Origin of the sequence: Spirillospora sp. CA-142024, from assembly GCF_050942325.1 — a bacterium.
Taxonomy (GTDB): Bacteria; Actinomycetota; Actinomycetes; order Streptosporangiales; family Streptosporangiaceae; genus Spirillospora.
In genome coordinates, this window is record NZ_CP192077.1 from 6,420,125 (window position 1) to 6,442,979 (window position 22,855).

A 22,855-nucleotide genomic window follows, 5' to 3' on the forward strand; every position below is an offset into this window, starting at 1 on the left:
CGGGGAGTTCATCGGGTGAGGGAGAAGGTGCTCAAACGCGTCGCGCCGGTGAAGACCAGGTAGACGTCGTGCTTTCCGGCGGCGTTGCCGAGCTGTGCGGTGATCTCCTTGTAGGTGTACTCGTCGCCGGTGGACGGAACGTTCAGCGTCCCCGCCACGGGACCGTTCGGGCCGTCCAGACGGACCTGGATCGTGGTGGCGGACGTGCCCGCGACCCGGGCGGTGATCTTGCCGGCCGAGGCGCCGAGGTCGGCGTCACCGAACTTCAGCCAGGAGTTCGCGGCGCCGGCCACCGCGTCGCCCTCGACCTTCGTCTCGTCGACCAGTTGGATGCCGTTCTGGTCGTCGAAGTCGGCGGCGCGGGTGGTCTTCGACAGGTCGCGGTCGGGGATCGTCTCGCCGCGCACGTCGAGGGTGGTCTGCTGCCGGATGTCGGCGGACGAGGAGCCGATCAGCAGGTCCTGCTTCGACTTCTCGACCGTCCACTTGTTGCGCGTGACGTCCCAGATGGCGAGGTCCGAAGCGCGCAACGTCAGCTTCGCCGTCACCGTGCGACCGGGGGCGACGTGAACCTTGTCGAAGGCGCGCAGCTTCTTCACCGGCTGCTTCACCTTGGAGTTCTGCTGGTGCGTGTAGAGCTGGACGACCTCGTCCCCGGCCTTCTTGCCCGTGTTGGTCACGGGCACCGTGACGGTCACCGTCCCGTTGCGTCCCACGGAATTGCTGCTGAGCCGCGGCTTGCCGTACCGGAACGTGGTGTAGGAAAGTCCGTAGCCGAACGGGTAGAGCGGCTTTCCTTGGAAGTACTGGTACGTCCTGTCCGACTTGATGATGTCGTACTCAAGGATGTCGGGCAGGTCGCTCTCGGAGCGGTACCAGGTTTGCGGAAGCTTGCCCGAGGGGCTTTCGTCGCCGAACAGGATGGACGCCAGGGCGTTGCCCGTTTCGGCTCCGGCGTGGGTCGTCCACAGGATCGCCGGGACGTTCTCCTGCTCCCAGTTCAGCGTCGTCGGGTAGCTGTTCTCCACGACGACCACCGTGTTCGGGTTGGCCTTGCGGACGGCCTTGATGAGCTCCGACTGCCCTTCGGCGAGCGCCATCGTTGTGCGGTCGTGGTCCTCGCGGCCGTTGATGAACGGCATGCTGCCGACCACGACGACGGCGGCGCCGGCGCCGGTCACGGCCTTCACCGCCGAGTCGATACCGCTGCTGATGACGTCCTTGGAGAAGGTGGAGGCGTCATTCTTGGTGGTGAGGGCGAGCGTCCCGTCGTCCTGCGTCTTCACGTAGGTCTTCGCCGGGTCGGCCCAGTCATAGGCCTTCTCGTAACCGGCGTAGCGAAGCAGGTAGTCGCCGTTGTCCTGCTTCTCCAGCTTGAACATCTGCTGGACGAACCAGTTGTTCGGCTGGTCCTGGTCGTTGGCGAACGTGTCGCCCCAGTTGTAGCGGCCGACGGTCTTGCCGTTTGCGGCGCTGCGCAAGGTGACGATTCCCTGGCCCCAGTCGAACACATCGAACTGGGTCGTGGCGTCGGTGGCCGACGTCGGGCCGGTCTTCAGGACCGCCCCGGAGCCCGTCCCGCCCGCGATGTACTTCCCGGTCTTGACGTCCTTGAGCGCGATCCGGTCGACGCCCTCACTGGACGCCACCGAACCGGCCCGCTTCCTGATGCCGTCCAGCGGCGTGACCTTGTACGGCAGCGAGCCCGAGTACCAGTCGGTGTAGAGGGTGTTCGAGAGGGGTCCGACGACCGCGACCTTCCCGGCCGAGAGCGGCAGCGCCCCGCCCTGGTTCTTCAGCAGCACCATCTGCTCGGCCGCGGCCTTGCGGGCGAGGGCGCGATGGGCTGGGCTGTCCACCACGTCCTTGGTGATCTTGCCGTAGGGGCCGCCGCCCGGGTCGAACTCGCCGAGCCGCACCCGGATGCTCAGGATGTGCCCGACCGCGCGGTCGACGTCGGACTCGGCGAGCAGCCCGCGCGACAGCGCCTCCTTGACCGCGTTGACCGTGATGGACGAGTTGGTGTCGTCGGTGGTGAAACTGTCCACGCCCGCCTTGACGACGGCCGCGTCGGCGGTGGGCAGGTCCGGGTAGTACTTCTGGGAGTTGACCAGGCCGTTGGGGGCGCCCGCGTCGGTGACGTTGAAGAGCGTCCGGTCGCTCCAGGAGCGGACCAGGCCGCCGGCGTCGGGGGTGACAGTCGCGGGACGCCCGTTGACCAGGTTGTAGGACGTCATGATCCCGGTCGCGGCGTCGTTCGTCAGCGGGATCTTGAACGGGACCTCGTCGAACTCCTTCTTCACCCGGGGCCGCAGGCTGGAGGACGTCTGGTCGCGGCGGATCTCGTTGTTGTTGGCCATGTAGTGCTTGAGGACGGGCGCCGCCCTGAGGTGGGCGGGGTCGTCGCCCTCGATGCCGCGGCCGTAGGCGGAAGCGAGCAGCCCGGTGAGCTGCGGGTCCTCGGAGTAGCCCTCCTCGTTGCGGCCCCAGCGGGGGTCGCGGAGCAGGTTGACGACGGGCGCCCACAACTGCAGGCCCCAGACGTCCGGGTTCTCGCTGTTGTAGCCGCGGGCCTCGTCGCCGACGGCCGAGCCGATCTTCTTCACCAGCGCCGGGTCCCAGGTCGCGCCGAGCCCGACCGCCTGCGGGAACACGGTGCCCTTGGCGGTCACGACCGCGCCGTTGTTGTGGACGTCGGTGGACCACGCGACACCGTGCAGCGCCTCGGTGCCGGTCTTGAACCGGCCGATGCCGAGCCGCGGGATCGCCGGCTGGTACTGGTGGAGCAGCGAGACCTTCTCGTCCAGCGTGAGCCGTCCGAGCAGGTCGTCCACCCGCGCGTCCACCGAGAGGCGCGGGTCGCGGAACGGGTAGGTGTCGCGGGCGGCGGCGGGCGCCGCCCACGCGACGGGGGCCACCAGCGCGGCGGCCAGGACGAGGGTCAGCGACCGGCTGCGCCGGCCGGGGGAACGGGGGTTTCGATGGGGTCTGTACATCGATTCTCCTCTTGGGCTAGCCCCCGAAAAATGACTATCGAAGCGCTTCGATAAGGCCGAGCGGGGCCCTGCTCCTCCTTGTCGGCTTGTCAGCGGGCAACGGGCGCGCTGCTGGCGCGCCTGGTCAGGGTGGGCGGGAGCAGGGTGGCGGCCGGGACGGGCACGCCGTCGAGCTTGGACATCAGCAGCTCCACGGCGCGGCCGCCGACCTCCTCGGCGGGGATCGCGACGGACGACAGCGGCGGCTCGGCGTGCTCGGCCATCTCGTCCGGGCACAGCGCGACGACGGACACGTCCTCGGGGACGCGGCGGCCCGCGGCGCGCAGCGCCCGCACGACCGGGCCGACCACGGGCTCGTTGTGGACGAGGACACCGGTGAGGCCGGGACGCTCGGCGAGCAGCCGCGCGACCAGCTCGCGGGCGGCGTCCGCGGTGGCCTCGCACGGGTGGACGGCCCCGGTCAGGCCGTGCTCGCGCACCGCCGCGGCGAAACCGTCGGCGACCCGCTGGGCGTAGCCGGTCTGCCGCGCGTACACCTCGGGCGGGGAGCCGATCAGCGCGATCTCCCGGTGCCCGAGCTCGGCGAGGTGCTCGACGCAGACCGCGCCGGCGGCATGGAAGTCGAGGTCGATGCAGGTCAGGTCGTCGGCGTCGGCGGGGAAGCCGATGAGCACGCTCGGCCGGTCCAGGGAGCGCAGCAGCGGCAGCCGCGGGTCCTTCATCTGGACGTCCATCACGATCAGCGCGTCGACGAGGGCGCTGTCGGCGACGCGGCGCAGCCCGTCCTCGCCCTCCTCCTGGGTGAGCAGCAGGACGTCGTGGTCGTGGCGGCGGGCGGCGGTGACGACCGAGACGGCGAACTGCATGACGACGGGCACCGCGATGCCGGAGCGCAGCGGGATCATCAGCGCGAGCACGTTGGACCGGCTGCTGGCGAGGGCGCGGGCGCCCGCGTGCGGCCGGTACCCGAGCTCGCGGATGCTGTCCCGGACGCGCCGCCGGGTCTCCTCGGAGATCGAGCGCTTGCCGCTCAGCACGTAGGAGACCGTGCTCGGCGACACTCCCGCGTGCCGCGCCACATCAGTGATCTTGACCACGGACCGTCCCGTCGTCCTCGAAGGAGTGGAGAGTGCGAATGATCGTAGCCCCGCCCGACCCGGTCGGGGCGCGGGCGCGGGACGGCCGCTCCAGCCCGATGACCGCGAGGGCCGAGCCGGCCACCGCCGCGCCCGCGAGGGCGGTGCCGCGCACCCCGGTCAACGGCAGCAGAGCGCCGCCGAGCAGGGCGCCGCCGGCGATGCCGACGTTGAAACCGGCCGACGTCCACGCCGAGGCGATGTCGGTGTCGCCCGGCGCCGACTCCAGCACCCTGGCCTGCATGGCGGTCGCGGCGCCCGGCAGCCCGATCCCGAGCAGCACGAGCAGGACGACCGCGGGGATGGCCGCGGCGCCGAACGCGAACAGGCCGAGCAGCGCGAGCGCCAGCACCGCGGTGGACCCGGCGAGCAGGGCGCGCGGGCCGCGGTCCACCACGATGCCGGCGATGACCACCCCGGCGATGTCGGCGACGCCGTTCGCCAGCAGGAGCGGACTGAGCGCCGATTCCGGGAAGCCGCTGACGCGGGTCAGGAACTCGGCGATGTAGGTGTAGGCGGTGAAGACCCCGCCGACGACCAGCATGATCGTGACGACCAGCAGCCGGAAGCGCCGCGCGTCCGGATCGGTCGCCGCGACCGGGTTCGGGCCGTCCGCCCTGCCGCCGGGCAGCAGGGCGGCGATCGCCGCGAAGGAGACCAGGCACAGGACGCCGAGGACGGCGAAGGACGTGCGCCAGCCGGCGACCCGTCCGATCCAGGTCCCGGCGGGGACCCCGAGGACGATGGCCAGCGACCCGCCCGCGAACACGTAGGCGGCGGCCCGGCCCCGCGACTCCGGCGGCAGCAGGCCGGCCGCCGCGACCACGGCCACCGGCCAGAACACCGCCTGCGCGAGCGCGGTCACGAGCCGCGCGCCGAACAGGGTGCCGTAGCCGGGGGCGGCCGAGGCCGCGAACGTCATGACGACGAACACGGCCATCACGCCGGTCAGCAGCCGGCGGCGGCCCATCCGGACCGTGATCCGGACGAGCGGGACGGAGACGACCGCGACCACGATCCCGTAGCCGGTGACGAGCAGGCCGACCGCCGACGGGGAGACGTCCAGGTCCTCCGCGATGAGCCGGAGCAGGCCGATCGGCAGGTTCTCGGTCGTGCCGAAGGCGAACGCGGCCAGGGCCAGGGCCGCGACCGCCGCTCCCGCGCGCGCCCCGCTCACGACGGCCCGCGGGCGATGGTGTCGCGGTACCAGGAGGCGCTGTCCTTCCAGGTGCGCTCGCCGGTGGTGTAGTCGACGTGGACGAGGCCGAAGCGCTTGGAGTAGCCGTAGGCCCATTCGAAGTTGTCCAGCAGCGACCAGGCGAAGTAGCCGCGGACGTCGGCCCCGGCCCGGCATGCCCTCTCGACGGCGGCGATGTGATCGCGCAGGTAGGCGACGCGCCGGTCGTCGCGGACGCGGCCGTCGCCGTCCACGACGTCGTCGAACGCGGCGCCGTTCTCGGTGATCATCAGCGGCGTGTGCGGGTACTCGCGGTGCAGCCGCAGGAGAAGCTCCTCCATGCCGGTCGCGTCGATCGGCCAGTCCATCGCCGTGTGGGGGCCTGGCTGTTCGGCGAACTCGACGTCGTCGCAGCCGACGAACGGGGTCGCGGCGCCTGGGCGGTGACCGTCCGCGTTTGCCCGGGGGGACACGCCGTCCCACTCTCGGACGAGGGTGGGCGAGTAGTAGTTGACGCCCAGGACGTCGAGCGGCGCGGCGATGATCTCCGCGTCGCCGTCGTGCAGGAAGCTCCAGTCGGTCAGGTGCGCCGTGTCGTCCAGCAGGTCGGCGGGGTAGCCGCTGCCGAGCATCGGGTCGAGGAACACGCGGTTGGAGACGGCGTCCACCCGGCGGACAGCCTCCGCGTCACCGCGCAGATGGTGCAGGTTGAGCGTGACCGAATGCTGCGCGGACGGCGAGACCACGCCGCGCAGCGCCCGGACGGCCAGCCCATGCGCGAGGTTGAGGTGGTGGGCGGCCCGGAGTGCGTCCACCGGGTCGGTGCGGCCCGGGGCGTGGACGCCGGACCCGTAGCCGAGGAACGCCGAGCACCACGGCTCGTTCAGCGTCGTCCACGTGTGGACGCGGTCGCCGAGGACGCGTCCGATCCGTTCGGCGTAGTCGGCGAACCGGCGGGCCGTGTCGCGCTCGGGCCAGCCGCCCGCGTCCTCCAGCACCTGCGGCAGGTCCCAGTGGTAGAGGGTCGCGACGGGGGCGATGCCGTGTTCGAGGAGCTCGTCGACCAGTCGGGAGTAGAAGTCCATGCCCTTCTGGTTGGGCGTCCCGTCCGGGAGGACACGCGACCACGAGATGGAGAACCGGTAGGCGCCGATGCCGAGTTCGGACATCGTCGCCACGTCCTCTTGCCGGCGGTGGTAGTGGTCCGTGGCGACGTCTCCCGTGTCGCCGTTGAGGACCTTGCCGGGAGTATGACTGAACGTGTCCCAGATGGACGGTGCGCGGCCGTCCTCCTGGGCCGCCCCCTCGATCTGGTAGGCGGCGGTGGCCGCTCCCCACAGGAAGCCTTCCGGGAACCCCATCAGCTCTCCTCTTCCAGGGTGATGAGCACTTCGCCGCTGATCGACCTGACGAGAACACCGTGCGGATGGTCGGAGCGCTCGCCGCCCTCTACCGCGGTCACCCGTGCGTTGACGAGAAGCACGTTCCAGGCTCCCTCGCCCGTCACGCGCAGGCTTTCACCGTCTCTCGTCGTGGTGAACGTGGTGTCGCCTACCTGAGTGACGACCGTGCTCCCGTCGGACGGCTCGTACACACGCAACGTGACGTCGTCGGCATGGTCGTAGTCGGGGCGATCCTCCACCGCGCCCTCGGGGAGGACGGCCCCAGGACGGACGAGCAACGGCACGCTGTCGAACCCGTGCCGCTCCCGAACCCAGCGTCCGCCTTGGATGCGTTCGCCGGTGAGGTAGTGCGTCCACACACCTTCCGGTACGTAGTACGAGACCTGACCATCGGACGAGAACACGGGCGCGACGAGGAGGTCGTCACCGAGCATGTACTGGCGTTCCAGGTGCGTGCAGGCGGGGTCGTCCGGGAACTCGACGACCATCGCCCGCATCATCGGCAGCCCTTCGCCGTACGCCTGGCGGGCGGCTCCGGCGAGGTAGGGCATGAGCCGCATCTTCAGATGCGTGAACCCCCGGAGGACGTCCACCGACTCCTCGTCGAAAAGCCACGGCACCCGGTAGGAATGGCTTCCGTGCAGGCGGCTGTGCGAGGACAGCAGACCGAACGCGATCCACCGCTTGAACAGCGCCGGGTCGGGCGTGCCCTCGAAACCGCCGATGTCGTGACTCCAGTAGCCGAACCCCGACATGCCCAGGGAAAGACCTCCGCGAAGGCTCTCCCCCATGGCCTCGAACGTCGATTCGGAGTCACCGCCCCAGTGCACGGGAAACCGCTGCCCGCCGGTCGTGGCGGAGCGGGCGAAGACCACCGCCTCGCCCTCGCCGCGCTTCTTGCGGAGCAGGTCGAAAACCGTCTGGTTGTAGAGGTAGGTGTAGTAATTGTGAGCCCGCTCCGGGTCGGAGCCGTCGTGGTAGACGACGTCCGTCGGGATGCGCTCGCCGAAGTCGGTCTTGAAGCAGTCCACGCCCATGTCGAGCAGCGCTTCCAGCTTCCCGGCGTACCATTCCCGCGCCTCGGGGTTGGTGAAGTCGACCACGGCCAGGCCGGGCTGCCACTTGTCCCACTGCCATACGTCCCCGTTGGGGCGCTTCAGCAGATAGCCGTGGGAGCGTCCCTCCTCGAACAGAGGTGAGCGCTGCCCGATGTAGGGATTGATCCAGACGCAAACGCGCAGCCCACGTTCCCGCAGCCGTCGCAGCATCCCCTCGGGATCCGGGAAGACGCGCGGGTCCCATTCGAAGTCGCACCACTGGAACTCGCGCATCCAGAAGCAGTCGAAATGGAAGACGCTGAGCGGCAGGTCGCGGGACGCCATCCCCTCGATGAACGAGGTGACCGTCTCCTCGTCGTAAGACGTGGTGAACGAGGTGGACAGCCACAGCCCGAACGACCATTCCGGCAGCCGGGCGGGCCGTCCGGTGAGCGCCGTGTACTTGCGCAGGATCTCCTTGGGAGAGGGACCGTAGATGACGAAGTACCGCATCGACTGGCCTTCGACGCTGAACTGCGTCCGCGCGACGGCCTCCGAAGCCACCTCGAACGACACGCGCCCGGGATGGTCGACGAACACGCCGTAGCCCGCGTTCGTCAGGAAGAACGGCACGTTCTTGTACGCCTGCTCGCTCGCCGTGCCGCCGTCGGCGTTCCACACGTCCACGGCCTGGCCGTTCTTCACCAGCGGCCCGAACCGTTCACCGAGCCCGTAGACGAAGTGGTCGACCCCGAGATCGAGCTGTTCCCGCACGTAATGGCGTCCGTCGTCGGTGTCGATGACGGCCTGCGCCTTCGGCGCGCTTCCGGTCAGCCGGCGTCCGCCCGCGAGGAAATCGATGCCCCATTCCTCACTGCGCCCGACCCGCACCGACAACGCACCGGACGTCAGCGTCGCCGCGTCGTCGTCCACGGTCACTTCGCCGGTCGGGTCGGTGGCCAGCTCGAAATCGGGGCCGCGCCGCCGCTCCCCCGCGAAATGGGTGAGGGTGACGCCGATGACATCTGGCATCGGCGACTCGCAGGTCACCGTCACCACCGGCCCTTTGAGCAGGTCGCCCCGATGCCGGATCCGCTCCACGGGCGCATAGACCTTGAAAGAGCCCGGCCCGGCGTCGACGTCGAGGACCTCCACCGGATGAGACGCCCGCACACCCTCGCGCATCATCCAGTAGCCGTCGCTGAACTTCATTATTTGATGGCCCCCGCTGTCAGTCCGCGCGAGAGAGTGCGCTGGAAGATGAGGAAGAAGACGACGGTCGGGAGGAGGCCGAGCAGCGACGCGGCGCTGGACATCGTGGCGTCCATGAGGCGCTGCCCCTGCAGCACGCCGAGCGCGACCGAGACCGTCTGGTTCTCGTTGGAGATGAGGAAGACCATGGGGATCAGGAACTCGTTCCAGGTCCACACGAAGAAGAACACGAGCAGCACCGACAGCGTCGGCCGGACGACCGGGACGACCACCCGCCACAGCACCTGCCGGCGCCCGGCGCCGTCGATCCGCGCCGCCTCCAGCAGCGGGCGTGGGAACGCCGTCATCACCGACGACAGCAGGTAGGTGCCGAACGCGCTCTGGATGACCGTGAACACGATGATCACGCTGATCCTGGTGTCGTACAGGCCGACCTGCTTCGACATGTAGTACAGCGGGTAGACGAGCGCCTCCTGCGGCAGCGTGTTCGCCATCAGCAGCAGGACGAGCACCCACATCCGTCCCTTGATCCGCCCGATGCCGAGCGCGTACGCGTTCAGCACCGACAGCAGCACGGCGAGGATCGCGACGGACCCGCTGATGATCACGCTGTTCAGCAGGACGTGCCCGAACCCGACGCGCTCCCAGAACTGCTGGACGGCGTCCAGGTTGAAGCCGTCCGGCGGCGACAGCGGACCCTTCGAGGAGTACTCCTGCGGCGTCTTCAGCGCGTTGAAGACGACCACGACGAACGGGATCAGCATCACGCCGGCCAGCGCGACCAGTGCCACCAGCACCGCGTAGGCGGACGGTCCCCGGCGGCGCGGGCGGCGCGCCGTGCCAGGCCGGCCGCGCGGCGGCGTTCCGGCCTTCTTGGTCAGCGTCGCCGTCATCGGGACTCCTCCAGATCACGGCCCTGCACGCGCAGGAAGACGACGGTCAGCGCGATGATGACCAGCGTCAGCACGGTCGAGATCGCCGAGCCGTAGCCCACGTCCGACTTCTCGAAGAAGTTGACCCAGGAGTAGTAGGACGGCACGTTCGTCGCCCCGCCCGGGCCGCCCTTGGTGAGCACGAAGATCTGCGGGAACGCCTTGAGCGCGGCGATCGTCGTCCACAGCAGGACCACGAAGATCTCGGGCCGGATCTGCGGGATCGTGATGTGCCGGAACCGGCGGGCCCAGGTGGCGCCGTCGATCTCCGCCGCCTCGTAGAGCGACGGGTCGACCCGCTGCAGTCCCGACATGAAGATCACCAGCGGGAATCCGATCTGCATCCAGACCATGACGCCGACGACGCTCCACAGGGCCGTGGCCGGGTCGCCGAGCCAGTCGTGCGCGAGCGAGCCGAGGCCCACCGCGTCCAGCAGCGAGTTGACCGCGCCGTTCTCGGGGGCCAGCAGCCAGCTCCACACCACGCCCGCGATGACGACCGGCAGCACCTGCGGGAGGTAGAGGCAGGCGCGCAGGACGCTCGCGGTGCGCGGCCCGAAGTGCCGGTCCACGAGGTCGGTCAGGGCCGAGGCCAGCACCAGCCCGATCATCGTCGGGGCGATCGCCATCCCGACGATGATCAGGATGTTGTGCCGGAACGAGGCCCAGAACTCGCCGTCCTGCACCAGCTCCCGGTAGTTGCCGAGCCCGATCCACTTCGGGGTGCCGACGCCCGTCCACTCGGTGAAGCTCGTCCCCAGGTTCATCAGGAACGGCACGCCGATGACGGCGATGAAGAGGAGCAGGCCGGGGAGCAGATACGGCAGGTACGCCAGCTGCTCCCGCGACCGGCCACGGACCTGTTGCATCACTTGGGCAGGCCGCCGTCGTAGGTCTTCTGGATGTTGCCCAGGACCTCGCCCGGCGCGGTGCCGTTCATCAGCTTCTGGATCTGCGACACCCAGGCGTCGTAGAAGCCGGCGACCGGCCAGTCCGGGTAGTAGGCCAGCCCGTCGGTCTGCGTCAGCTTGTCGAAGTCGGCGATGAGCTTCTTGGCCTTGGCGTCGGTGATCGCGGACTGGTCCGCCGCCACCGGGACGCCGCCCGCGTTGCCGAGGATGTTCTGCACCTTCTTCTTCATCGTGATGTCGATGAAGTCATAGGCGAGCTGCTTGTTCTCCGAGCCCTTCGGGACGACCCACAGGTTCCCGCCCGAGCCGAGCGTCATCTTGGCGCCCGGCCAGACGGCGGTCTCCCAATCGAACTTCGCCTCCGCGGCGACCCGCCCGAACCACCAGGATCCGGAGAACATCATCGGGAACTTGCCGCTCATGAACGCGACACCGGCGTCCTCCGCCTTGAGGCTGACGGAGTTCTTGGCGACGTAGCCCTTCTTCACCCAGTCGGCGAAGGTCGTCGCCCCGGCCGTCCAGGCGGCGTCGTTGAAGTTCGTCTTGCCGGTGTAGCGCTGGAAGGCGTCCACCCAGGAGCGGTCGGCCTTGTCGAGGGCGAGCTGGTAGACGAACTGGTGCGCCATGTACTCGGCGCCCGCGTTGGTCAGCGGCGTGACGCCCTTCGCCACGAACTTGTCCATCGCGGCGGTGAGCTCGGCGTAGGTCGTCGGGATCTCGACGTCGTACTTCTTGAACAGGTCCTTGTTGTAGTAGACCTGCAGGTACTCGGCATAGTTCGGCACGCCGTACCATTTGTCGCCGCCCATCGTGCCCTTGGCGTCGTACTTGGCGGTGACCTGGACGTTCGGGCTGATCAGCTTGTCCCAGCCGCGCTTGGTGACCTCGGGGGTGAGATCGGTGAGCAGTCCCTGCTTGGACAGCAGGCCGGCGGTCGCGTTGCCCTTGTTGTACTCCATGACGTCGGGGGCGTCCTTGGAGTTCAGGACCATCGGCGCGGTCTTCTGGATCTGCTCGAAGCCCTTCTCCTCGAACTTCACCTTCACGCCGGGGTGGGTGGCCTCGAACTCCTTGATCGCCTCGTTCCAGGCCTTGCCCATGGCGCTGTCGGGGGCCTCGTAGTGCCAGAGCTTCAGCTCCTTGCCGCCGGAGCCGCCGTCGTCGCCGCCGCACGCGGTGAGCGACAGCGCCGCCGCGGCAAGGGCGGCGAGCACCGCCGCGCTCCTGCCTGCCTTGATCATGGTCTTCCTCCGGGGGTGGGACCGAGTGCCTGTCGAAGCGCTTCGATTGCCGGGATGTTAAGCCCTGGGTGAGCCGCGACACAATAGGCGGACCCGCATCAATTCGGGCACGGCCGCACTGACCTGCGACGACATGCTGGGAGCGCTCCCATGATCGGGATCAGCCCCGGCACTCCCCGCCGTTCAGGGTGAACCGCGAGGGCGTGCCGTTGTCGCCGTCCTGCCGGCCGAGGAACCCGAACTCCGCGGTCCCGCGCGGCGGGATCGACCGGTTCCAGTCCGCCGCCGTCACCGTGACGGACGCCCCGTCCTGCTGCTGGGCGCCGTTCCAGATCTGGGTGATGGCCTGACCGTCCGGGAACGCGAAGCCCAGCTTCCAGCCGTCGATCGCGGCCTCCCCGAGGTTGGTGATCCGCACGGTCGCCTGGAAACCCTGCGGCCAGGCCCCGTCCACCCGGTACGAGACCGAGCACGCGATCGCCGCCGTCCTGGTCGCGGACGGCGGCGCGGGCGGCCCCGCCCCCGCGCGGTCGGAGGAATCGGGCGCCAGCGCCGCGAGGAGCGCGGCCACCACCGCCGCCGCACCCACCGCGGCCCCGGCGATCACCAGCGGTTTCCGCGCGGACGCCGGTGCCGGCCTCTCGGACGGAGGTGACTCGCCGGGAGCGGCCGCCCCGCCGGGGGACACCGGCTCACCCGCGGTCTCTTGGGGTTCTGCGGGTGGGGCCGGATCGTCCAGGACGACCGTCGGCTCCTCTGTCGGATCCTCCGGCGGATCCGGAAGCCAGCGGCCGTGGTCGGCGGGTGGGGCCGCCTCGTCCGACGGGAGACTGGCCAGCTGGATGCCGGCGGCGCCGGCCAGCAGGCGGGCGACGTCGGCGGCGGACGGCCGGGCCCCCGGGTCGGGGGCCATGCACTCGTGGCAGAGGTCGGCGACCTCGTCCGGAGTGTCCTTCCGGAAGGTCGACGCGGGGGTGGGCGGGGCGCCGGTCAGGCACTCGTGGAGGACGACGCCCAGGGAGTAGATGTCGGCCGCAGAGGTCGGGGCCGTGCCGGTCAGCAGTTCGGGGGCCACGTAGGCGGGGGTGCCCAGGACCTCACCGCCGGACGTGCCCGTGAACGCGATGCCGAAGTCCAGGACCTTCACGCCGAGCGGGGTGAGGAAGACGTTCGCGGGCTTGATGTCGCGGTGGACGACGTCGGCGGCGTGGGCGGCGGCCAAGGCGTCCGCGACACGGGCGCAGATCCCCGCCGCCTCGCGCCACGGCAGCGGGCCGCGGGCCAGCCGCGCCGACAGGGTCTCTCCGTCCAGCAGTTCCATGACCACGTAGGGGATACGGCCCCGCCGGCCTACCAGGCCGGTTTCGTGTTCGCCGTAATCGAAGACGCCGGTGATGTTCGGGTGGGTGAGCGCCGCGGCGGCCTGAGCCTCCCGGCGGAGCCGCCGCGTGAACTCCTCGGGCCGGCCCTCCAGCGGCACCTTGACCGCGACGGCGCGGTCGAGGACGAGGTCGACCGCGCGCCAGACGGTCGCCATGCCGCCCGCGCCGAGGGGCCGTTCCAGGCGGTAGCGCTCCCCGAGGCGGTCGCCCGGGGCGACGATGTCCGGCATGGACGCAGCCTATGCCGGATCAAGGCACGAGGTACCGGTTGTCGCGGACGTCGGTGATCGCCATGTGGCCGGGGGCGTGCCCGATCGCGAGCTTCGGGCGGGACGCCATCACGGCGGCCTGCGGCGTCACGCCGCACGCCCAGAACACGGGGATCTCGTCCACCCGGACCTCGACCGGGTCGCCGAAGTCGGGGGCGCCGAGGTCGTCGATGCCGAGTTCGAGCGGGTCGCCGACGTGCACCGGCGCGCCGTGGACGGACGGGTACCGTGCCGTCACCCGCACCGCGTCGGCCACCTGCGCGGCCGGGACCGGGCGCATCGACACGACCAGCGGGCCGCCGAACTCGCCGGCGCGGCGGCACATCCGGTTCGTCCGGTACATCGGCACGTTGCGGTTCTGCTCGATGTGCCGGACGGGGACGCCGGCCTCGCGGAGCGCGTCCTCGAAGGTGAAGCTGCACCCGATCAGGAACGACACCAGGTCGCCCCGCCAGTACCCGGTCACGTCGGACACCTCGGCGACCGGTTCGCCGTGCTCGTAGACGACGTAACCGGGCAGGTCCGTGCGCAGGTCGCCGGCGAACAGGGAGGCGGACACCTCGCCGGGTTCGGTGACGTCCAGGACGGGGCACGGCTTGGGGTTGCGCTGCGCGAACAGCAGCAGGTCGAACGCCTGCTCCCGGGGGACGGCGATGAGGTTCGCCTGCGTCCAGCCCGCGCACCAGCCCGAGGTGGGCACGCGGAGACCGGCGCGGAACAGCGCCCTGGCCTGGCCGGGCGACAGTGCGCCCGGGTCGATGGGGGCGGTCATGGTCTCTCCTTTCCGAGCGGTGGCGCGGGATGCGGCACGAAGCGGAGCCGCTGTCCCGGACGGGCCTGCGCGGCGCGTCCGATGTCGGCGGAGGCGACCACCGCGATGACGGGGTAGCCGCCCGTCAGCGGGTGGTCGGCGAGGAACAGCACCGGCAGCCCGGACGGCGGGACCTGCAGCGCCCCGGTGACGGTCCCCTCGCTGGGTAGTTCACCGCAGCCGGCGTGCGGCAAACCGGGTCCGTCCAGCCGCATGCCGACGCGGTCGATCTCGCTGGTCACCGTGTAGGCGGCGGTGAAGAGGACGTCCAACGCGCCCGGGGCGAACCAGTCGTCGCGGGGCCCGGGCATCGCGCGCAGCTCGATGTCACCGGCGGGCGGCGGGCGGACGGGCAGGACGTCCAGGAGCGGGGCGCCGGCGGGCGGCGGGCCCACCGGGAGCAGGTCGCCGGGCCCGAGCGGGGCGGGGCCGAGCCCGGCGAGCGTGTCGGTGGACCGGGACCCGAGCACGGGCGGGACGTCGATGCCCCCGCGGACGGCCAGGTAGCTGCGGAGCCCGGCGGGCGGGGAGCCCAGCCGGAGCTCGGCCCCGTCCGGGAGGTGGAAGACCGAGTAGGGCGCCTCGGGACGGCCGCCCACCAGCAGCGGCGCGGGTGCGCCGGTCACCGCGGCGAACACCCCGCCCCGGCAGCGGACGCGCAGGCCGCCGAAGGTGACCTCGATCGCGGCGTCGCCCTCGGCGTTGCCGAGCAGCCGGTTGGCGAGGCGGAACGAGCCCGGGTCCGCGGCGCCCGACACCCCCACGCCGAGCGCCGCGTGACCCGGGCGGCCCAGGTCCTGGACTGTCGCCAGCGGCCCTGTCCCGAGAACGTCCAGTCCCCGCTTCATGGTTCCCGCTGGACGAAACGGACCCGGACCCCCGGGCGGAGCAGGGCGGGCGGGTCGCGGTCGAGGTCCCATAGCACGGCCTCCGTGCGTCCTATGAGCTGCCAGCCGCCCGGGGACTCGACCGGGTAGACGCCGCTGAAGCGTCCGGCGAGGCCGACCGCGCCCGCCGGGACGCGGACGCGGGGCGTCGCGCGGCGCGGGACGTCCAGCCGCGGGTCGCCGCCCTCCAGGTAGCCGAATCCGGGCGCGAACCCGGTGAACGCGACCCGCCACGGGGTACCGGTGTGCGCGGCGACGACCTCGGCCGGGCTGAGGCCGGTGCGGCGGGCGACCTCGCCGAGGTCCGCGCCGTCGTAGACGACGGGGATCTCGGCGGTGCCGGCGCCGCCGTCCGCCGTGCCGGGCCGGGTGGCGCGCACCGCGGCGGCGACCGCGGCCTGGTCGGCGGACGGATCGAGCAGCAGGGTCAGGGTGCGGGCCGCCGGGACGAGGTCGGCGACGCCGGGCGGCGGGGACGCGGACAGGGCCGCGTACAGGCCGAGCATGTCCGCCAGGCCGGGCAGCTCGACCAGCAGCGCCGCGTCGCCGCTCGGGAGGATCCGCACCCCGCCCCTCACTTCCACAGGTTGTCGAGCTCGGACAGGCTGTTCCAGCCGAGGTAGAGGGAGAGCAGCCAGGCGGCGGCGCCGAGGGCGAGGAGCCAGACCGGGTACCGGTAGCCGCCGAGCAGGTCGCGGCGGCGGCCCGCCGCCCACAGCAGCACGGCGAGCCCGAACGGCAGGATCAGCCCGTTCAGCGCCCCCGCGAGGATGAGCAGCTTGGCCGGGGCCGTCCCGATCGCGAGGTAGATGACCGTGGAGACGAGGATGAACGCCACGACGAGGCGGTTGCGGTACCGCTCGACGAACGACGAGAACGACACCAGGAACGACACCGAGGTGTAGGACGCGCCGATCACCGAGGTGATCGCCGCCGACCACATGATGAGCCCGAAGAGGCGCAGCCCGGCCTCGCCCGCCGCGTGCTCGAAGGCGGACGCCGGGGCGTTGTCCTTGGCGAGGGTGACGCCGCCGGCGACGACGCCGAGGACGGCGAGGAACAGCAGCACCCGCATCAGGCCGGTGACGAGGATGCCGGTGACGGCGCTGCGGTTGATCTCCTTGACGTTCTCGCTCCCGGTCAGCCCGGACTCGATCATGCGGTGCGCGCCCGCGTAGGTGATGTAGCCGCCGACCGTCCCGCCGATGAGGGTGGTGATGACGAGGAAGTCGACCGTCCCGGGGGCGACGCTCTGCTTCAGCGCTTCCCCGATGGGCGGCTCGGACACGAACGCGACGTACAGGGTCAGCAGGATCATCAGGGCGCCGAGCACGACCACGATCCGGTCCATGGCGACGCCCGCCCGCCGGATCAGGAAGATCGCGATGGCGGCCAGCGCGGAGAGCGCCCCGCCGATCTTGACGTCCAGGCCGAGCAGCGCGTTCAGCCCGAGAGCCGTGCCGGCGATGTTGCCGATGTTGAAGACCAGGCCGCCGAAGACGTCCAGCGCGGCGAGGCCGTAGCCGGCGCCGGGCAGCACCCGGTTGCCGAGTTCCTGCGCGCGCATGCCGGAGACGCCCACGACGCGCCACACGTTCAACTGGATCGCGATGTCCACCAGGACGGACACGACGATCGCGAACGCGAACGCGGCGCCGAGCTTGGCGGTGAACACGGTGGTCTGGGTGATGAAGCCGGGCCCGATGGCGCTGGTGGCCATCAGGAACATGGCGCCGAGGAGCGCGCTGCGGCGCGAGGGGGAGGCGGTCGCGGGTTGCTTGTCCAGGGTGGTCCGGTCCGTCATGGGCGGGCCCCTTCCAGGGGGTGAGCTTTCCGCCAGGGTAGAGATTGTTCAACAATCCATCAAGAGACATGTTGATGCATTCTCCTGCCACTGCCGCTAGGCTGACGGGCACACCATCGCGCGCGGCGTCCCGCGCCGACCCCGGGGAAGGTGGCTGATGCCCGTGCCGGCGCAGGGTTCGTGGCTGACCGACATCGCGGCCGCCCGGCACGATCTCGACCGGACCAGCACCGCCGCGCGGATCGCCGACCTGCTGCGCGAGAACATCACCGACGGGCGCCTCGCGCCCGGGGAGCGGGTCCGCGAGGAGGAGCTGGGCGAGGCTCTGAAGGTTTCGCGCAACACCGTACGCGAGGCGTTCCGGCTGCTCGCGCAGGAGCGGCTGCTCGTCCACGAGTTCAACCGCGGCGTGTTCGTGCGCCGTGTCACCGCCGACGGCCTCGCCGACCTGTACCGGGTCCGGCGGATCCTGGAGTGCGAGGGCGTGCGGTGCGCCGCGGACACCACCCGCGCGGCGCTCGGCCGGGTCGAGGCCGCGGTCCTGGACGGCGAGCGTGCCGCCGCGGCCGGGCGCTGGCCGGACGTGGGGACCGCCGACATCCGCTTCCACCAGGCCCTCGCCGCGCTGGTGGGCAGCCCCCGAGTGGACGAGATGACCCGGCACCTGCTGGCCGAGATGCGGCTCGTGTTCCACGAAATGGGCTCGCCGCGCGAGTTCCACGAGCCGTACCTCGCCCGCAACCGGCGCATCTACGACCTGATGGCGCGGGGCGACCTGGCGGGGGCCGAACGGGAACTGCGCTCCTACCTCGACGACGCGGAGTCACAGCTCACGAAGGCCTACCGCGAGAAGGAGTGATCAGGGCTCTTTTCAAACCTGAACAAAGGAGGCCGCGGCCGCCGGTGAACGATCCGAAGACCGGTCACGGCGACCGCGGCCAAGTGTGTTGGGCTGGAGCCGAGGCCACGGATCAGCGAACCTCTCCGTCCGCCTCACTCCAGGTGGGCCGCACAGGCGGCCCTACTGTGGCTGGCCTTTCTTGGGGCACGTGTCCTTCGTGCAGACCCAGACCTCGATCACGCCTCCGCGGGGCCCTCTCCCTTCGCGGGGAGAGAGGTTGCTCCCGCATTCGTCGCAGGTCATGTCAGATCGACCTCCGTCCTACTTTGAGACCTACTTTTCGGCGGCTCGTCCGCCGCAAAGCAGATTACCTGCGCATTTTGGAGAGACGGGCGCGAATCATGGGCCGACAGTGGCCAGCCGGCACCGACTCGGCGGTGAGCGCTAGGGCGCGTAGTTCATGACGTGGTCGTGGAGCAGTTGCGGGGCCTGCGGGTCGGAGCGGCGGAACGCCTCGATCAGCTCGGCGTGCTCGGCCGACTTGGAGTAGATCTCCGTGTGGTGCAGGCGGAGGGACAGGGTCGTCCACAGCTCGATCCCGAGCCCTTCCCACACCGAGACCAGCAGCCGGTTCCCGGCCGTCTCGACGATCTGACGGTGGAAGGCGATGCTGAGCCGCATCTGCTCGTGCAGGTCGCCGGTCTGCGCGGCCTCACCCAGCCTGCGGTTGTGCTCCTCCAGCTCGTCCAGGCAGCCGGCGAGCCGGGGCAGGGCCAGCTCCACGGCCGTCCGCTCCAGCCCGGCGCGGACGGGGAAGATCTCGGCGAGGTCCCGCTCGGTGAAGTCCCGGACGCGGGCGCCGCGGTTCGGCAGCGACTCGATCAGCCGCTGCGCCTCCAGCTGGCGCAGCGCCTCGCGGACCGGGCCCTGGCTGACGCCGAGCTCGGTGGCGATGCGGCGCTCGACGATGCGCTCGCCCGGCTCCCACCGGCCGGAGCTGATGCCCTCCACGATGAACTCGCGGATCTGGTCGGCGAGTCCGGTGCGGAGCAGCTGGGCGGGGATCGGCGCGTTCACGGGATCACATGTTAGACGGAGCGTCGGTAAGTAACTCTTGACGGATCGGCGAGTAGACTCGAATATGATCGATCATAGATCAAAGATGATCGGGAGTGTCGTGGCGATCCTACGGCGCTGCCCCGGACAGAGGAAGGTCGCCGATGGCTGAGACCGTCCAGTCGGCCAACAGGGCCGCCCCGGCCCGCGCCCGGAGGACGCGCGGCGCCAAGGCCCCCCGGTCGAAGACCGCCGCGACGCCGGCGACGCCCGCCCCGGCGGCCGACGCCGAGACGCTCGTCGGCTACTACCGGCAGATGCTGCTGATCCGGCGGTTCGAGGAGCGGGCGGCCCGCGCCTACACCGAGGCCAAGATCGGCGGCTACTGCCACCTGAACCTCGGCGAGGAGGCCACCGTCGTCGGGCTGATGGCGGCGCTGCGTCCCACCGACTACCTGTTCACGAACTACCGCGAGCACGGCTACGCCATCGCCAAGGGCATCGGCGCGGACCGTGTCATGGCCGAGCTGTACGGCCGGTCCACGGGCGTGTCCAAGGGCTGGGGCGGGTCGATGCACCTGTTCGACGCCGAGGCCCGGCTGCTCGGCGGGTACGGGATCGTCGGCGGCCAGGTGCCCCTCGCGGCCGGCGCGGCGCTCGCCGTGTCCTACAAGGGCGGCGACGAGGTCGTCATGTGCCACATGGGCGACGGGACGACCGCGATCGGCGCGTTCCACGAGTCGCTGAACATCGCCGGCCTCTGGAACCTCCCGGTCGTCTTCGTCGTGATCAACAACGGCCTCGGCATGGGCACGACCGTGGAGAACTCCTCCGCCGAGCCCGAGCTGTACCGGCGCGGCGCCGCCTACCGGATGGAGAGCGCCCGGGTGGACGGCACCGACGTGGTCGCGGTGCGGGACGCCGCGCGCGTCGCCGTCGAGCGCGCCCGCGCGGAGAGCAGGCCCTACCTGCTGGAGACCGTCAGCCCCCGGCTGAAGGGCCACTCGGTCGTCGACCCGGCCCGCTACCGGTCCAAGGAGGAGAAGGAGTCGCTGAAGACCGCCGACCCCCTCGCCCGGATGGCGCTGGACCTGGAAGAGGCCGGGATCCTCTCCCACGACGACCGCGACCGGCTGGACGCCGAGATCAAGGCCGAGGTCGACGCGGCCGCCGCCTTCGCCGACGAGAGCCCCGCGCCCGAGGTGTCCACGCTGTTCGACTACACCTACGCCACCCCCGTTCAGGGCGAGCTCCGCCGGCTCCCCGCCGACCCCGTATTCGGTTCCTGAGAGGCACCCCCATGGCAACCGCGACCTACCGCCAGGCCCTCCGGGACACGCTCCGCGCCGAGATGCTCCGGGACGAGAACGTCTTCCTCATGGGCGAGGAGATCGGCCTCTTCGAGGGCTCCTACAAGATCACCGAGGGCCTGCTGAAGGAGTTCGGGCCGCGCCGCGTCCGGGACACCCCGATCGCCGAGGAGGGCTTCGTCGGCGCCGCGATCGGCGCCGCCATGCTCGGCCTCCGGCCGGTCGTGGAGATCATGACGATCAACTTCTCGCTGCTCGCGCTGGACCAGATCGTCAACCACGCCGCGAAGATCTACGGCATGTTCGGCGGGCAGGCCAGCGTGCCGATGGTGATCCGCACGCCCGGCGGCGGCGGTCAGCAGCTCGGCGCCACCCACTCGCAGAACGTCGAGCTGTTCTACTCGTTCATCCCGGGGCTGAAGGTCGTCGCGCCGAGCACGCCCGCGGAGGCGTCCGCGATGCTGAAGGCCGCGATCCGCGACGACGACCCGGTGCTGTTCCTGGAGAACCTCGCCCTCTACAACAGCAAGGGCGAGCTGCCCGCGCCGGTCGAGGACATCGAGCCCGCGGAGATCGGCCGCGCCGCCGTCACCCGGCCGGGCACCGACATCACGATCATCGGCTACTCCCGGATGGCTCGGGTCGCCGCGGAGGTCGCCGAGACCCTCGCCGCCGAGGGGATCTCCGCCGAGGTCGTCGACCTGCGCAGCCTGCGTCCGCTGGACCGGCGGACCATCGTGGACTCGGTCCGCAAGACCGGCTCCGCCGTGGTGGCCGAGGACGACTGGCTCACCTACGGGATCGGCGCCGAGATCGCCGCGACGATTCAGGAGGGCGCGTTCGACTGGCTGGACGCCCCGGTCCGCCGGGTCGCGATGGCCGAGGTGCCGCTCCCCTACGCCAAGTCCCTGGAGACGGCCGCGCTGCCGTCGGCCGAATCCCTGCTCACCGCCGTCCGCGCCACGCTCCGCGCGACCGGCCGTCCCGTCCTGGAGCCCGCCCGATGACCGAGATCCTCATGCCCCGCCTCTCCGACACGATGGAGGAGGGCGTCATCAGCTCCTGGCAGAAGCAGCCGGGGGACGAGGTCGCGGTCGGCGACGTGATCGTCGACATCGAGACCGACAAGGCGGTCATGGAGTACGAGGCCTACGAGGCCGGCGTGCTCGAGAAGATCCTCGTGGCCGAGGGCGAGTCCGCCGCGATCGGCGCCCCGATCGCCGTGATCGCGCCGGTCGGCGGCGCCGCCGCGCCCGCGGCCGAGCCCGCCGCCGAACCGGCACCGGCCGCCGAACCGGAGCCGGAGCCCGCGCCGGTGGTCGCCGAGGCTCCCGCGCCCGCTGCGGCCCCTGCGCCGGCGCCGCAGCGTCCGGCCGCGTCCCGGCCGCCGTCGTCGCCGCTGGCGCGCCGGCTGGCCCGGGACCACGGCATCGAGCTGGCGACGCTGAACGGATCGGGGCCGGGCGGGCGCATCGTCCGCGCCGACATCGAGGCCGCGGTGCGCGCCGGCGTCCAGGCCCCCGCCCCGGCTCCCGCGCCGTCCGCCCCACCCGTCCAGGGCCGGCCCGTTCAGGCTCAGCCCGTCCAGGCGAAGACCGACGACCCGGACGTCGAGGCCGTCCCGCTGAACCGGTTCCGCAAGGTGGCGGCCAAGCGGCTCACCCAGAGCAAGCGCGAGGCACCCCACTTCTACCTGAACCGCGAGGTGGACGCCGAGGCGCTGCTGGCGTTCCGCGCCACGCTGAACGAGGCTCTCGCCCCGGCGAAGGTCAGCGTGAACGACCTGGTCGTGAAGGCCGTGGCGACCGCGCTGCGCGAGCACCCGGCGGTGAACGTCTCCTACACCGAGGAGAACCTGCTCTTCCACAAGCGCGTCCATGTGGGCATCGCGGTGGCGGTCGCGGACGGCCTGGTCGTCCCCGTCATCCGGGACGCCGACCGCAAGAGCGTCTCGCAGATCGGCCAGGAGACCCGCGAGCTCGCCGGCAAGGCCCGCGAAGGCAGGCTCTCCGCGCAGGAGATGAGCGGCGGGACGTTCAGCGTCAGCAACCTCGGCATGTTCGGCGTCGACTCCTTCTCCGCGGTGATCAACCCGCCGGAGGCGGCGATCCTCGCCGTGGGAGCCGTCCGGGACGAGCCGGTCGTCCGCGACGGCCAGGTGGTCCCCGGCAAGCGCATGGCGGTGACCCTCTCGGTCGACCACCGCGCCACCGACGGCGCGACGGGCGCGAAGTTCCTGGCCCGCCTCGCCGAGCTGCTCCAGAACCCGCTGCTCATCGTGGCCTGACGGGGGCAGAGCACGACCCGGCCTCCGGCGACGTCGACCGTGAGGCCGGGGTTCGATGGTGGCCGTATCCGGCCAGCCGGCGGGACCGACCAATCAGATCCGGCGCGGCGCGCGAAGTATCCGCGGGCATGGCGAAGAAACCGGTCGATCCGGCGTCGCGGCA

At 71.1% G+C, this 22,855-nt stretch carries 18 protein-coding genes; 4 read left to right on the top strand and 14 right to left on the bottom strand.

Annotated elements, in window-relative coordinates; genetic code table 11:
- Positions 1 to 8: 8 nt before the first annotated feature.
- The 13 genes from ACQPZP_RS30435 to ACQPZP_RS30495 all read right to left on the bottom strand — a co-directional run bounded on the left by ACQPZP_RS30435 (position 9) and on the right by ACQPZP_RS30495 (position 17,198).
- Positions 9 to 2,996 (bottom strand): glycoside hydrolase family 3 C-terminal domain-containing protein, encoded by a 2,988-nt coding sequence (locus tag ACQPZP_RS30435; RefSeq protein WP_433473150.1) that lies wholly within the window; start codon positions 2,994 to 2,996, stop codon positions 9 to 11.
- An 89-nt stretch (positions 2,997 to 3,085) separates the two neighbouring features.
- A complete protein-coding gene (locus tag ACQPZP_RS30440; RefSeq protein WP_433473151.1) occupies positions 3,086 to 4,093 on the bottom strand; it encodes a LacI family DNA-binding transcriptional regulator in 1,008 nt (335 codons plus the stop codon).
- The gene (locus tag ACQPZP_RS30445) at positions 4,077 to 5,309 is read right to left on the bottom strand and encodes an MFS transporter (RefSeq protein WP_433473152.1); all 1,233 of its coding nucleotides are present in this window, start codon (positions 5,307 to 5,309) and stop codon (positions 4,077 to 4,079) included. Before ACQPZP_RS30445 ends, ACQPZP_RS30440 begins: the two co-directional genes overlap by 17 nt.
- Positions 5,306 to 6,670 carry a GH1 family beta-glucosidase gene (locus ACQPZP_RS30450; protein ID WP_433473153.1) on the bottom strand — a complete coding sequence of 455 codons (1,365 nt, stop codon included), beginning with the start codon at positions 6,668 to 6,670 and terminating at the stop codon, positions 5,306 to 5,308. Before ACQPZP_RS30450 ends, ACQPZP_RS30445 begins: the two co-directional genes overlap by 4 nt.
- Positions 6,670 to 8,961, bottom strand: coding sequence for an alpha-xylosidase (gene yicI, locus ACQPZP_RS30455; RefSeq protein WP_433473154.1), 2,292 nt, complete (start codon positions 8,959 to 8,961; stop codon positions 6,670 to 6,672). Before yicI ends, ACQPZP_RS30450 begins: the two co-directional genes overlap by 1 nt.
- Positions 8,961 to 9,854 (bottom strand): carbohydrate ABC transporter permease, encoded by an 894-nt coding sequence (locus tag ACQPZP_RS30460; protein ID WP_433473155.1) that lies wholly within the window; start codon positions 9,852 to 9,854, stop codon positions 8,961 to 8,963. The genes yicI and ACQPZP_RS30460 overlap by 1 nt, the downstream gene beginning before the upstream one ends.
- Positions 9,851 to 10,762, bottom strand: a complete 912-nt coding sequence (locus tag ACQPZP_RS30465) for a carbohydrate ABC transporter permease (protein WP_433479702.1) — start codon at positions 10,760 to 10,762, stop codon at positions 9,851 to 9,853. Before ACQPZP_RS30465 ends, ACQPZP_RS30460 begins: the two co-directional genes overlap by 4 nt.
- Complete coding sequence (locus ACQPZP_RS30470; protein ID WP_433462816.1) at positions 10,762 to 12,045, bottom strand: ABC transporter substrate-binding protein; 1,284 nt, start codon at positions 12,043 to 12,045, stop codon at positions 10,762 to 10,764. The genes ACQPZP_RS30465 and ACQPZP_RS30470 overlap by 1 nt, the downstream gene beginning before the upstream one ends.
- 160 nt (positions 12,046 to 12,205) lie before the next feature.
- Positions 12,206 to 13,657, bottom strand: a complete 1,452-nt coding sequence (locus ACQPZP_RS30475) for a protein kinase domain-containing protein (RefSeq protein ID WP_433473156.1) — start codon at positions 13,655 to 13,657, stop codon at positions 12,206 to 12,208.
- Positions 13,658 to 13,676: 19 nt separating this feature from the next.
- Complete coding sequence (locus ACQPZP_RS30480; protein WP_433473157.1) at positions 13,677 to 14,468, bottom strand: putative hydro-lyase; 792 nt, start codon at positions 14,466 to 14,468, stop codon at positions 13,677 to 13,679.
- Entirely contained in the window at positions 14,465 to 15,355 is an 891-nt protein-coding gene (locus ACQPZP_RS30485; protein WP_433473158.1) for a biotin-dependent carboxyltransferase family protein, read from the bottom strand. The genes ACQPZP_RS30480 and ACQPZP_RS30485 overlap by 4 nt, the downstream gene beginning before the upstream one ends.
- On the bottom strand, positions 15,352 to 15,960 hold the full coding sequence (locus ACQPZP_RS30490; RefSeq protein WP_433473159.1) for a 5-oxoprolinase subunit B family protein: 609 nt from the start codon (positions 15,958 to 15,960) through the stop codon (positions 15,352 to 15,354). The genes ACQPZP_RS30485 and ACQPZP_RS30490 overlap by 4 nt, the downstream gene beginning before the upstream one ends.
- An 8-nt stretch (positions 15,961 to 15,968) precedes the next feature.
- The gene (locus tag ACQPZP_RS30495; protein ID WP_433473160.1) at positions 15,969 to 17,198 is read right to left on the bottom strand and encodes an NRAMP family divalent metal transporter; all 1,230 of its coding nucleotides are present in this window, start codon (positions 17,196 to 17,198) and stop codon (positions 15,969 to 15,971) included.
- Between the two features lie 157 nt (positions 17,199 to 17,355).
- Between ACQPZP_RS30495 and ACQPZP_RS30500 the strand changes: the two genes are divergently transcribed.
- Positions 17,356 to 18,057 (top strand): GntR family transcriptional regulator, encoded by a 702-nt coding sequence (locus ACQPZP_RS30500; RefSeq protein ID WP_433473161.1) that lies wholly within the window; start codon positions 17,356 to 17,358, stop codon positions 18,055 to 18,057.
- A 426-nt stretch (positions 18,058 to 18,483) separates the two neighbouring features.
- On the opposite strand, the gene ACQPZP_RS30505 is transcribed toward ACQPZP_RS30500, so the two are convergent.
- Positions 18,484 to 19,116 carry a GntR family transcriptional regulator gene (locus ACQPZP_RS30505; protein ID WP_433473162.1) on the bottom strand — a complete coding sequence of 211 codons (633 nt, stop codon included), beginning with the start codon at positions 19,114 to 19,116 and terminating at the stop codon, positions 18,484 to 18,486.
- Between the two features lie 143 nt (positions 19,117 to 19,259).
- Between ACQPZP_RS30505 and pdhA the strand changes: the two genes are divergently transcribed.
- The 3 genes from pdhA to ACQPZP_RS30520 are packed head-to-tail and all read left to right on the top strand — an operon-like array spanning position 19,260 to position 22,692.
- Positions 19,260 to 20,384, top strand: a complete 1,125-nt coding sequence (pdhA, locus tag ACQPZP_RS30510) for a pyruvate dehydrogenase (acetyl-transferring) E1 component subunit alpha (RefSeq protein ID WP_433473163.1) — start codon at positions 19,260 to 19,262, stop codon at positions 20,382 to 20,384.
- Positions 20,385 to 20,395: 11 nt separating this feature from the next.
- Entirely contained in the window at positions 20,396 to 21,412 is a 1,017-nt protein-coding gene (locus tag ACQPZP_RS30515) for an alpha-ketoacid dehydrogenase subunit beta (RefSeq protein ID WP_433473164.1), read from the top strand.
- Positions 21,409 to 22,692, top strand: a complete 1,284-nt coding sequence (locus ACQPZP_RS30520) for a dihydrolipoamide acetyltransferase family protein (protein WP_433473165.1) — start codon at positions 21,409 to 21,411, stop codon at positions 22,690 to 22,692. The genes ACQPZP_RS30515 and ACQPZP_RS30520 overlap by 4 nt, the downstream gene beginning before the upstream one ends.
- Positions 22,693 to 22,855 lie beyond the last annotated feature (163 nt).